Genomic DNA, 12,247 nt, shown 5'->3' on the forward strand with positions numbered 1-12,247 from the left:
GAGGAAAAACCATGACCAAGTCTTTTGCTGTCGGCCGCAAGGCCATCGTCCTTGCCGTGCTGTCGTCCACGGCCATCGCCCCGGCCGCGTGGGCGCAGGATGCGGCATCCGCTCCGGCGCAGGCTGATGCCCCGGCCGAGGCCGCGGAGGCCGCAAGCGGCGACATCATCGTGACCGCGCAGCGCCGTTCGGAAAAAATGCGCGAAGTGCCGATCACCATGGTCGCGCAGACCGGCGCGGACCTTGCCAAGGCGGGCGTGACCAACCTGCGTGACATTGGCTCGGTTGCGCCGGGCGTGGCCTTCACGTCGCAGGGGCCGTTCGCGGAACCCAACATTCGCGGCGTTTCGACCACGTTGTCTCAGGCGGGCGCGGAATCGCCCATCGCGATCTACGTCGACGGGGTGTACCAGCCCAACCAGATCGGCAATCTGTTCGACCTGCCCGACGTGCGCCAGGTGGAAGTGCTGAAGGGGCCGCAGGGCACGCTGTTCGGCCGCAATGCCACCGGCGGCGCGATCCTGATCCACACCCGCGATCCCGAGTTCAACACCGCCGGCAATTTCGAAGTCAGCGCCGGGGTGTTCACCGGCTCGGGCGTGAAATCGTCGCCGCACATCGCCTCGCGCGGCTTCATCACCACGCCGCTGGTGGACGATGTGCTGTCGGTCAGCCTGTCCGGTTCCTACGAGTATACCCCCGGCTACCTGACCGACGTGCTGACCGACCAGCGCACCGGCACGATCCGCTCGCACAGTGTGCGCGGCAAGATCCTGTTCAAGCCGGCGCCGGGCGTGAAGTTCCTGCTTTCGGGCTACGAAGGCCAGCGTCTGGATGAAGCCTCGTCGGTTTCGGCGACGACCGGGGTCTCGGTCGCCACGCAATATCCCGATGCGGTGCTGGCGACCCGTCCGTGGCAGGTGGCAAGCGAGCTGCGCGGCAGCGTGCAGCCGGTCAAGACCCAGAGCCGGGGCGTCTCGCTGAAGGCAGACATCGACATCGGCAACGCGGGCACGCTCTCGTCGCTGACGTCCTATGCCTACACCAACGGCACCGTGCTTTCGGAAGTCGACGGCGCCTATTCCCCGTCGTGCGTCGCGGTGTTTGCCTGCATCACGCCCTATGTGGTCGAGTTTGGGCCGAGCAAGACCTTCCAGCAGGAAGTGACGTTCACCTCCAATGACTTCGGCGCATTCCACGTGACCGCAGGGATGCTCTATTTCCACGACAAGTCGGGGCTTTCGAGCTGGGTCAATCCGCCGCTGACCAATGGCGGGCTTTCGGGCGATGCGCCCTATGGTGCGCCCTACTACACCTCGACGTATGTGAAGACGAAGGCGTGGGCGGGCTTCGGCGAGCTGACCTGGAACGTGACTGATGCGCTGCATGTGATCGGCGGCGTGCGGTACAGCTGGGAGCAGCGCGAAGGCCACGGCTCGGTGCTGACGTTCCCCGAGGTCGAGTTCGGCAACCGGCCCACGTGGTCGAGCTGGACCCCGCGCATCTCGGTCCGTTACGACGTGACGCCCGAGGCCAATCTCTATGCGACCTACAGCAAGGGCTTCAAGAGCGGCGTGCTCAACGCACTGAACCTGTCGAACGACACGGCCAATCCCGAAACGCTGGAATCGTATGAAGTGGGCGTGAAGTACGGCTCGTCTGCCGCCAGCTTCAACCTTTCGGCGTTCTATTACAATTACAAGGACATCCAGATCCAGTTCTTCCTGGGTCTGGCCAACACCATCGGCAACGCGGCGCGGGCCAAGATCTATGGCCTGGACTTTGACGGCAACGTGCGACTGGGCAGCAACTTCAGCGTGCGGGCGGCGGCATCGTGGGTGCCCCATGCCGAATACAGCGACTACACGAACGGCGTGGGCTTCGTCGGCCCGATGGGACCGTATGGTCTCCAGACGGTCACCATCGACGCCAGCGGATCGCGCCTGCTCAAGACGCCGAAGTTCACCGGAACGCTGGCTTTGAACTATGACGCGGACCTGGGCAACGGCGACACGCTCGATGCCAATGCCTCGCTCTACTACTCGTCGGGCTTCCGCTGGAACCTGACCGACCGCGTGCGCACCGACCGCTATGCCACTTTGGGCGCGCAGATCGGTTATTCTCCGGCGGGCAGCGGCGCACGCTTCGCGATCTATGGCCGCAACCTGACCAACCGGGCCTACGTGGTCGCGACCACGCTTTCGGCCGAAGGCGACACGATGGGCTACTCGGCGCCGCGCGAAATCGGCGTGAGCATCGGCTACAAGTTCTGAAGCCGCGGAGGCGCACGGAGACGCTCGGGAGATGATGATGCAGGCAAAGTTCGATCTGAGCGGGCAAGTGGCGATCGTCACCGGCGCGGCGCAAGGCATGGGGGAAAGCTTCGCGGTCCAGCTTGCCGCCGCCGGCGCGCGGGTGGTGGTGGCCGACATCAACGATGCGCTTGGCACAGCCGTCGCCGAGCGCATCGGCGAAGGCGCCATGTTCGTCCATCACGACGTGACCAGTCGTGCGGAATGGGACGCGGTGATCGCCGCGGCCGAGGAACGCTGGGGTCCGGTCTCGATCCTGGTGAACAATGCCGGCATCGCCGTGTGGGGCAGCATGGAAACCGTGGACGAGGCCGAGGCGCGGAAGATGCTCGACGTGGACCTGATGGGCGTGCTCATCGGAATGCAGGCGGTGATACCCACCATGCGCCGGGCGGGGCATGGCAGCATCGTCAATATCGCCAGCGTCGCCAGCATGAAGGGCACCGAGGGGCTCACCGTCTATTCGGCGGCCAAGTGGGCCGTGCGCGGCATGACGAAGTGCGCCGCGCTGGAACTGGGCGCCGACAACATCCGCGTCAACGCGGTGCACCCGGGCATGATCGCCACCGCAATGACCGTGGATATGCCCGATCCGCAGGGCCAGCCGATCAAGCGCAAGGGCGGGCCTGACGAAGTGGGCAACACGGTGCTGTTCCTCGCCTCTGACGCTTCCTCCTACACCACCGGCTGCGACTTCGTCGTGGACGGCGGCATGACCATCGGCGTGTGAGAAAGACCATGACGAACAACGCAGGCATGGACGGCAATGTCGCCATCGTCACCGGCGGCGCGATGGGCATGGGCGAGGCCACCGCGCGCCTGTTCGCGGAGCGGGGCGCGAAAGTGATCCTGGCCGACATCAGCGACGAGGCCGGCAAACGCGTGGTCGAGGAAATCAGGGCGGCCGGCGGCGAGGCGACCTACGTGCACTGCGATGTGAGCAACGAGGACGAGGTGGCCGCAATGGTCACGGCCGCGGTGGAAACCTACGGCCGGCTCGACTGCGCCGTGAACAACGCCGCGACCATGCCCGACATGGCGCCGATCCACGAAGCGGACGCCAGCGTGTTCGACCGGATCATCACGATCAACCTCAAGTCCGTGCTGCTGTGCATGAAGCACGAACTGGGGCAGATGCTGAAGCAGGAGGATCGGGGCGGCTTCCGGATGCGCGGGTCGATCGTCAACATCGCCTCGATCAGCGGCATTCGCCCGCAGCCGGGCAATCCGGCCTACATGGCGGCGAAGTCCGGCGTGATCGGCCTCTCCCGCTCCGCCTCGTTCGACTACGCGCCTCGCGGCATTCGCGTGAACACGGTTGCGCCGGGCGCGATCAAGACGCCGATGGTGTGGAAGTCGTTCGAGGAGTTCGGCGGCAGCGAAGAGGAATACGCGCCGTACATCAGCCTGTTCAACCGGATGGGCGAGCCTTCCGAAGTGGCCGAGGCCAGCCTGTGGCTGTGCTCGGACGCGGCAAGCTATGTGACCGGGCAGGTGCTGGCGGTCGATGCAGGATACACCACGCGATGAACACGATGTCGAGCAAGGCCGCCGAACGCGCTGCCGCCTATGAAGCCGCCGCCGCCGATCCCGCGCGGCGGCCGCGCCCGTCGCACGGGCCGCTGACGGGCATCCGCGTGGCGGACTTCTGCTGGATGGGCGTGGGCGCCTGCGCCACGCGCATCCTGGCCGACCTTGGCGCGGAAGTGATCCGCATCGAGGACCGAAACCGGCTGGACATGCCGCGCCGCCTGCCGATCAACAAGACCGCCGGCGCGCGCGCCTATGGCGACGAGGATCCCGATCCCGATCCCAATGCGGGCGGGCTGTTCAACAACTACAACCGCAACAAGCTGGGCATCACGATCAACATGCGCGATCCGCGCGGGCAGGAACTGTGCCGCCGGCTGATCTCGGTTTCCAGCGTGGTGACGGAAAACTTCGCGCCCGGCGTGATGGAACGCTGGAACCTGACTTACGACCGGGTGCGCGAATTGACGCCCGAGCCGATCATGGCGCGGATGAGCGGCTATGGCCATTCCGGTCCGCACGCCGATTTCAAGAGCTATGGCCCGGTCGTTCAGGCGGTGAGCGGGCTCAGCTACATCAGCGGGCTGCCGGGGCGCGAGCCTTCGGGTTGGGGCCTCAGCTACATGGATAACATGGCCGCGTTCTATAACGGCGCGGCCCTGCTGATGGCGATCTACCATCGCAACAACACGGGCAAGGGCACCGAGATCGACGTGTCCGCAGTGGAGGCCGGCATCGGCCTGCTGGGGCCGATCATGCTGGATGTGACGGCCAACGGCCGCAAGACGCGCGGCACCGCCTATCCTCTGGGCAACCGGATCGAACATCCCCATGCCGCGCCGCACGGCGTCTATCCGGCGCGGGGCGAGGATCGCTGGGTGGCGATCGCGGTGTTCGATGATGCACAGTGGCAAGGGCTGGTGGCGGAACTTGGCCATCTGGACTGGGCCGCCGACCCGCGCTTCGCCGCGCAGGACGCGCGCCACGCCAACCAGGATGCGCTCGACGCACTGGTGGGTGCGGCCACCGCGCAGCGCGACCGGCACGACTTGATGCACAGGCTCCAGGCGCGCGGGGTGCCGGCCTCCGCCGTCCAGACTAGCGAGGACGTGGTCGACCACGATCCCCAGATCGCGCAGGCGGGCCTGTTCGTGGAACTGGACCACCCGGTGATCGGGCCGGCGAAGTTCGAGGGGATGCCGATGCAGTTTTCGCGCACGAAGGTCGATTACTGGCGCTCCGCCCCGCTGCTGGGCGAGGACAACCGCTATGTGATGACCGAAGTGCTTGGCCTTTCCGACGACGAATACGAACACTACGTGGCCGAGGGAGTGCTCTGATGTCTGGCGTGGCAGAGACGGGGCAGAAGCCGCCCTACACCGGGTTGAAGGCGATCGAGCTGGCCGAGGACGTCGGCGGCGAGTTCCTTGGCCGGATGCTGGCCGAGATGGGCGCCGAGGTGACCAAGGTGGAGCCGCCGCAAGGTTCGCCCACCCGCGCGATCGGGCCGTTCGTGCAGGGGCAGGAAGGCCCCGATGCCAGCCTGAACTTCTGGTACTACAACACCGACAAGCGTTCGCTGGTGGTGGCGCCGGAAGCGACGGCGGCGCGTTTGGCGGACCTGCTGGCCGATGCCGACGTGCTGATCGTCTCGCTCCAGCCGGCGCGTCAGGCGGCACTGGGGCTGGACCTGAACGCGATCGCTGCGGCGAACCCCAAGCTGATCGTGGTGTCGATGACGCCCTATGGCCTGACCGGGCCGTGGAAAGACTACGCGCCGTCGAACCTTACCGCGATTGCCGGCGGCGGGCCGCTGATGATGTGCGGGTATGACGATCACGCGATCCCGCCGGTCAATCCGGGCGGGGACCAAGCCTATCACACCAGTGCCGCCTTCGGGCACATCGCGGTGCTGGCCGCGCTGCTCGACCGGCAGCAGACCGGGCTGGGGCAGGTGATCGACCTTTCGATGCACAGCGCCAATGCGCTCAACACCGAACTGGGCAATCCCTACTGGTTCTACAACGGGGTGAACGTGCAGCGGCAGACCTGCCGCCACGCGCAGCCGGTGATGACCCAGCCGGCGATGTTCCAGTGCGCCGATGGCAGCTATGTCTACTACACGCTGATCCTGGCCGACCAGCACAGCTGGAAGATCCTTGTCGGCTGGATGGACGAGATGGGCATGGCCGCGATGCTGACGGAGCCGGAGTTCTCCGACGTGGTGCACCGCCAGCAGCACATGGGCGAGATCCAGGAACTGGTCGAATGCTTCTTCCTGATCCAGGATGGCCACGAGGCCTATCTCGAAGGCCAGAAGCGCGGCCTGCCTATCGGCATCGTCAACGCGCCCGAGGAACTTCTGGAGGACGAGCATTTGCGCGAACGTGCGTTCTTCGTGCCCGTGGATACCGGGACGGTGGCGGGCACGGTGCTGTTCCCCGGTGACAGCTATCGCTTTTCTGCATTCTCTGCGGTGCCCAAGCAGCGCGCGCCGCGATTGGGAGAACATGGCGGCACTTAATTCCTGACTATGATCTCTTGCGCCCACTCCGAATCCTGCTATTTCCTGATCAGGAAATAGGCGCGAGTTGAATCGCGCATTCGGAGTGGATGCGGTGCAGGAAATCGGACTGGTGCGGTTCGCGGATCCGGCAGGGGTGCGTGAAGCGGCAACTAACCTCGTAAATCTGGTGCAGGCCCGGTTGGGCGATTGGCGGATCGCGCCTTGCGCGAACCTTGCTGCGAAGCAGCCGATGGTCGACCGCGACGGATCGACGCTGGCGACATCGGTGTTCGGGTGGACCGAAAGCGAGGAGGACCGCTGGTGGCGATCCTCGCGCCTTGCGATCGATTCTCCGATGGCGCAGGCCTGCCGTTATGAAAGCGAGCCGTTCTGGTGCAACGCGCTGGGCTTCCGCACGGCGCTGCACAACCCGATGCTCGATACCGTCGATGTCAGCGACTTCGATCGCCGCGCTTTGACCACCGCGGCGATCGTGGTGCCGGTGCATATGCCGCTGGGCGTGATCGGTGCAGCCAGCCTGGTGCCCCGCGACCGGCGGATGATCGACCTGTCTGCGCCGTTTGCCGAGCATGGCGACTGGCTGGCGGGCATGATCCGCACGTTCATTTCCAGCTACGCGCGGGTGATGGGCAACGTGATGCGTTCGCACAGCGAGGCAATGGCCCTGTCCAAGCGCGAGGTCGAATGCCTGCGCTGGGCGGCGGTGGGAAAAACCAATGCCGAGATCGGCATAATCATGTCGCGCAGCCTCGCCACCATCCGGTTCCACATCCATAACGCGACCACCAAGCTCAACGCCGTCAACCGCAGCCAGGCCGTCTACAAGGCGACGCAGCTTGGCTACATCAGCCTGAACAGCTGACATGGCGGGCATCGATCAGAGCGGCCCGAGGGCCATCGCCATCGTCGGGGCTAGCGGAGGCCTTGGCGGGGCAGTCGCGCGGCGCATCGCGCAGGACCGGCCCGTGCTGCTGGGCTATCGCAGCAACCGGGCGGCGGTCGATGCGCTGGCGGAGCAGATCCGGGGCGAGGGCGGACGGGCGGACGTGGGCGCGCTGGACTTGCGTGATCCGGTCTCGGTCGCCGGCTTCCTGGCCGGTGCCGCAGCACTCGGCGGTCTGGGCGGCATCGTTTCAGCCAGCGGCGCGCCGTTTCCGATGGGACCGCTGGCCGATGCCGACGTTGGGCAACTGCGCGAGATCCTTGAAATCGAAGTGGTGGGCGCGTTCAACCTGCTGCACGCTGCGGTGCCGTTGCTGCGCGAAGCGGGCGGCGGCGCCATCGTGCTGTTCCTGACCACCGCGGTCGAGCGGACGATGGAGCACGACGCGCTGAACAGCGTGCCCAAGGCGGCCATTGCGATGATGATGCGCCACATCGCGCGCGAGGAAGGCGCCCACAACATCCGCTGCAACGGAATTGCGCCGGGCGTGATCGATGCGGGCCGAACCGACATCGTCGCCACGCTGCCGCCGATCGTGCAGCAGGTGGTGACGCAGTGCGTGGCCGACACGCCCCTGCCGCGACTGGGCCGGCCCGACGAAGTGGCCGCGCTGGCCGCACATCTGGTGTCCGATGCGGGCGGCTACATCAACGGACAGATCATCCGCGTGGACGGCGGCTACGCCGCCTGACGCCTGTGTCGAGGTTTGCGCGGCCGGGCCATCAGATAGGATAGTTGTGGCTCCCGCCCCTAGTGGCCGAACGTTCAGCGCAAGACACCGGGAGAGAATGCGATGGATGGTCGTCAACGGCTGATCGACGATGCTCAGGAAATGTTGCGGCGGCTGGAAGCCAAGACCATCACGCCCGCGCCGGGGCAGATGCGCCTGCCGTCATCCGCCTATGTCGATCCCGACCTGTTCGAGCTTGAAAAGCGAAACCTGTTCCGGCGGGTGCCGCTGATGCTGGCGGCGTCGTGCGAGTTGCGGGCGGCGGGCGACTACAAGACGATGGAAATCGCGGGCATTCCGCTGCTGCTGGTGCGGGGCAAGGATGGGCAGGTCCGCACCTTCCTCAATGCCTGTACCCATCGTGGTTCCAAGCTGGCGCGGGATTGCGGCCGGTCCACGCGATTTACCTGCCCCTATCATGCCTGGAGCTTCGGCCTGGACGGCGGCCTGATCGGCGTGGCCGCGCGGGAGGTGTTCGGCGATGTCGACGCCGAGGCCAGCCATCTGGTGACCTTTCCCACGACCGAGCGAGCCGGCCTTGTCTGGGCCATTCTCGACCCTGCGGCGCCCCCCGCCTTCGATGTGTTCCTGGCGGGCTTCGATACGCTGCTGCAGGGTTTCAGCTTTGAAAAATGGCATTATTTTGAAAGCCGGCATCTGAAGGGCGCGAACTGGAAGCTGGCGTTCGACGCGCATCTCGATTTCTACCACCTGCCCGTGCTGCACCGGGAGACGTTCGGCGCGAAGATCAGCAACCTGGCGGAATACTTCTACTACGGCCCGCACCAGCGGCTGGGGCTGGTGACGCAGGCCGATCACGTGCTGGAGCAGGACGACCTGCCCAGCCTTGCCGGGCGGCCGCAGGAAGAATGGCCGCTCGATACCCTGTTGTTCGGGGAATGGATCATCTTTCCCAATGTCTCGATCAACTGCTTCTACAAGGGCGGTCGCGGGGTCATCATCTCGCAGATCCTGCCGGGCGCGGCGGTCGGGGAATCGGTGACGGTCCAGATCTTCCTGCACGAGCAGCCCCCCGAAGGGCAGCAGATCGCCGATGCGCGCGAAATGTCGGATTTCCTGGGCCACGTCGTGGGCGAGGAAGACCTGCCGATGTCGCTTGCCCAGCAGCAGGTGTTCGCCTCGGGCTTGCTGCCCGAAGTGCAGTTCGGGCGCAACGAAGGCGGCATCCAGCATTTTCACCACTGGCTCGAACGCTTTGTCGATGCGCCGGCGGGGGCACCGCTGGAAGGGATCATGGCTGGCGGCCGAGCGGGAAAAGTGGTGGGCCCGGCAGGATTCGAACCCGCGACCTAGCCGTTATGAGCGGCCAGCTCTAACCGCTGAGCTACAGGCCCACGCGGCTGGCGTTAATCGGGGCCGCCGGGCTTGGCAAGCGGGCGCGGGTCAGACTTCGGTGGCGGCCATGATTTCGCGGACGGTGGTGGGTTTCACGCCGCGCTGGGCGAGATAACCGAAGATCGTCCGCCACCAGTCATAGAGCTGGTCGAGTTCGTCGTCGTCGCGCACGTAAGGGGTGTGGCCGGGGCGCAGGGACGGGCTGTGGAAGGAGAACACGAGCACCGGGAGGCCATCATTGATCGCCACGTCGATGCCGCGCATCGCCTCCTGCGCGCTGACGCCTTCGGGCGTGAGCGGGATGCGTTCCATCAGGCCCGCGCGCGCGAGCAGGCCGCGCAGCCGGGGCACCCGCCACATCGCGGGATGGAGCACCGCGCCGTGCCGGCGCAGCAGGCCCCAGAACACGGTGGTAAGCGGCAGTTCCATCAGTCCGCGCCGCCGGTCGATCCACCACGGGCGGACCGGGTGGTCGCGGAAGTTCGGGCCGCCATGGCTGCTGTAGTCGAAGCGCGAGCGAACCGAGGTGTCGATCGCGATGGAATTGTCGGTCAGGATTCGCGCGGTCGAGTCGCCCACCCCGTAGCGGCCCGCGCGATAGACCAGCGGGGGCGTGCCGAATGCCTGTTCGACAAGGTCGCGCAGCTTGCGGAACTTGGCGCGCTCCAGTTCGGCCGGCAGGTTGCCGGCGAAGCTGTTGTGGACGTTGACGTCCTCCTCGTGCGGGGGGCTGACCCAGGGGTGCAGCTGCACGCCCACTTCGGCGCGGCCTTCGCGCACCGCGCTGCCCAGCGCATCGCCGATGCGCGGATCGCTCGCCACCGGATAGTCGACCAGCCAGACCGGCGAAATGCCGAAGCCTTCGCAGAACTGCTGGAACTTGGCGAGCCGGGGCACATGGGCCAGGCCGTGCCCGGTGCGCTCGAACGGCTTGCTCCAGTCGAACTCTTCCTCGGTATCGACGGTGACGAGGAAGCGTTGGCCGAACGTTTCGGCGAAGCGGACGAAATCCGCCTCCCCCGGCAGGTCGAGGATGTTCGGTCGTATCACTCCGCGATGAGCCTTGCGGCTTTCACCGACCGCCGCCGGCCGCAGCGGCGCGAAGCTGGTCAGGCGTCAGCCGGTGGCCGGGCGCCAGCGGGAAATCGACCAGGATGCGTGCTCCGTTGCGGGTGAGGTGTCCGCCAGCGGTGCGCACTTCGGCAGCGGCAAGGCGCAGCGCGAAGCCGTTGCCGAGCATCGCCTGCCCCGGCATTCCGCCGGCGCGGCTGCTGTCGGGCGCGAACAGCGTGCTGTCATCGCGCATTGCCAGCGCGGCGGGCAGCGGCAGCACGAGGTGGGCATAGCCCGCGCCGCTCGCCAGCGAGAGGGCCAGCCGCTCGCCCGGCGCGGCGGTGCCGGCGATGACCGAGAGCATCCGCCACAGCGTGCGTTCCAGTTCGAGCGGGGCAACCGCGACCGGCGTGCCGGTTTCGGGCAGAGTCAGCTTGAGCCGGACTTCGCGCGGGCCGATCACCGGCTCCATCTGCGTCACCAGCCGGGCCAGGATCTCGCCCAGGTCGGTCTCGCCCTCCTCGTGATCGATCCGCCCGGTCTCGAGCTTCACCAGCCGTTCCACTTCCTCGAACCCCGCCAGCATCCGTGCGGCATCGGCCGCGATGCTCGCGGCGAGGCTGCGGTACTGGTGCGGGGTGGGCCCGAACAGTTGCTGCTGGATCAGCTCGGCAAAGCCCTGGATCGCATTGATCGGGGTGCGCAGTTCGTGGAGCAGCTGGCGCAGGCGGTCGGCGCTGCTGTCGCTGTCGTCGTTGGCGGCGGCAGGCGCGTTGCGCGCCGGTTCGGGACGGCGCAGGCGCGCGTGGTAGCCGGTGTAGTGTCCGCCGTCGCGCGCGAAGGCGGGGACCGCGTCCACGCGCCATGGGCCGGCGATGGGGGCGGTTCCCTCGAACGTCATCAGCCCGCCTTCGACAGGCTGGCGCGCGCGGAAGGCGCGAAGCGTGGAGGCATCGCAGGTGGCCGGTGCATCGACTTCGCCGGTGAAGGGGCGGTGCCCGACGAGCATCGGTGCGTGCGAGGCATCGGCGGCCACGATCATGCCGTCGGAGTCGATCCGGATGTCGATCGAGGTAAGCGCCGGACCTGCGGGTTCTTCCGGCACGTCGATGTCGATGGCGGCGGGCGCGGGGGCGGCCTCGCCGGCCTGAACCTGCGCCTCGCGCTGGCGGCGGAAGGCCTCGATGCGGCGCACGATGGCGCCGATGCCTTCGCGCTCGGGCTCGCGCTCGACGCTGGTGGGGGTGGGCGGAACGATGGAGGTGACCAGTTCCAGCGGCGGCGGGGCGGTTGGCGTGGACACCGGCGCAGGCTCAGGCGCCGCCGGGGCTTCGGCGACATAGCCGTCCGGCAGGGGCAGGGCGAAATCGTCGATGCCGAGCTGGGCCAGCAGGCTTTCGACAGCGGCGCCCAGATCGCGGCGGTGGCGCAGGACGCCGCGCGCCTGCACGGGCATGGCGGGGATCACTTCAAGCCAGGCCGCCTCTTCCAGCCGCGCCGCGCCGATCGTCGCCAGCGCCGCGCGCGGCCCTTGTCTGGCAAAGTGCAGCACGAGGCGGGGCGAGCGCAGCGCGCACGACCGGAGCAAGCTGGCGGTGTCCTCGTCGCCCAGCGCTTCGCCCAGCGCATCGAGCCGCTCCAGCGCGGCCTGCTGCGCGGCGGACCAGTGCTCGGGCGGGGTCCGGCCCAGCAGGTCTGCCAGCTGGCGGAACTGGACGCGCATCGCTGACCGGCCTGCCGCGTTTGTGCGCAGCACGGTTTCAAGGCGGTCGTCGATGATCATTTCTTGCCGTAAG

10 protein-coding genes and 1 tRNA gene are annotated in these 12,247 nt (G+C 67.1%); 8 read left to right on the forward strand and 3 right to left on the reverse strand.

From position 1 onward, the window contains the following. The first annotated feature begins 11 nt into the window (after window positions 1–11). From OLX02_RS17875 to OLX02_RS17910, 8 genes are all read left to right on the forward strand, one after another. The gene (locus OLX02_RS17875) at window positions 12–2,273 is read left to right on the forward strand and encodes a TonB-dependent receptor (protein WP_264425001.1); all 2,262 of its coding nucleotides are present in this window, start codon (window positions 12–14) and stop codon (window positions 2,271–2,273) included. Between the two features lie 37 nt (window positions 2,274–2,310). Continuing rightward, window positions 2,311–3,042, forward strand: coding sequence for a glucose 1-dehydrogenase (locus OLX02_RS17880; RefSeq protein WP_264425003.1), 732 nt, complete (start codon window positions 2,311–2,313; stop codon window positions 3,040–3,042). Window positions 3,043–3,050: 8 nt separating this feature from the next. Then, window positions 3,051–3,842, forward strand: coding sequence for an SDR family NAD(P)-dependent oxidoreductase (locus OLX02_RS17885; protein ID WP_264425005.1), 792 nt, complete (start codon window positions 3,051–3,053; stop codon window positions 3,840–3,842). Beyond that, window positions 3,839–5,182, forward strand: coding sequence for a CaiB/BaiF CoA transferase family protein (locus OLX02_RS17890; protein ID WP_264425006.1), 1,344 nt, complete (start codon window positions 3,839–3,841; stop codon window positions 5,180–5,182). Before OLX02_RS17885 ends, OLX02_RS17890 begins: the two co-directional genes overlap by 4 nt. Beyond that, window positions 5,182–6,366, forward strand: coding sequence for a CaiB/BaiF CoA transferase family protein (locus OLX02_RS17895; protein ID WP_264425008.1), 1,185 nt, complete (start codon window positions 5,182–5,184; stop codon window positions 6,364–6,366). Before OLX02_RS17890 ends, OLX02_RS17895 begins: the two co-directional genes overlap by 1 nt. Window positions 6,367–6,433: 67 nt before the next feature. Then, window positions 6,434–7,231, forward strand: coding sequence for a helix-turn-helix transcriptional regulator (locus OLX02_RS17900; RefSeq protein WP_264425010.1), 798 nt, complete (start codon window positions 6,434–6,436; stop codon window positions 7,229–7,231). A gap of 1 nt (window position 7,232) precedes the next feature. After that, window positions 7,233–8,003 (forward strand): SDR family NAD(P)-dependent oxidoreductase, encoded by a 771-nt coding sequence (locus OLX02_RS17905; RefSeq protein ID WP_264425012.1) that lies wholly within the window; start codon window positions 7,233–7,235, stop codon window positions 8,001–8,003. Between the two features lie 102 nt (window positions 8,004–8,105). Beyond that, window positions 8,106–9,356 (forward strand): aromatic ring-hydroxylating oxygenase subunit alpha, encoded by a 1,251-nt coding sequence (locus OLX02_RS17910; protein WP_264425015.1) that lies wholly within the window; start codon window positions 8,106–8,108, stop codon window positions 9,354–9,356. Here the strand turns inward: OLX02_RS17910 and OLX02_RS17915 are convergent. The 3 genes from OLX02_RS17915 to OLX02_RS17925 form a co-directional block, all read right to left on the reverse strand. After that, a tRNA-Ile gene (locus OLX02_RS17915) sits at window positions 9,322–9,397 on the reverse strand. The genes OLX02_RS17910 and OLX02_RS17915 overlap by 35 nt on opposite strands. Before the next feature lie 49 nt (window positions 9,398–9,446). Beyond that, window positions 9,447–10,448 (reverse strand): polysaccharide deacetylase family protein, encoded by a 1,002-nt coding sequence (locus OLX02_RS17920; RefSeq protein ID WP_264425017.1) that lies wholly within the window; start codon window positions 10,446–10,448, stop codon window positions 9,447–9,449. 22 nt (window positions 10,449–10,470) lie between these two features. Next, entirely contained in the window at window positions 10,471–12,234 is a 1,764-nt protein-coding gene (locus tag OLX02_RS17925) for a histidine kinase dimerization/phospho-acceptor domain-containing protein (RefSeq protein WP_264425020.1), read from the reverse strand. Window positions 12,235–12,247 lie beyond the last annotated feature (13 nt).

It is taken from the genome of Novosphingobium sp. KCTC 2891 (assembly GCF_025938155.1).
In the GTDB taxonomy this organism is placed as follows: Bacteria; Pseudomonadota; Alphaproteobacteria; order Sphingomonadales; family Sphingomonadaceae; genus Novosphingobium.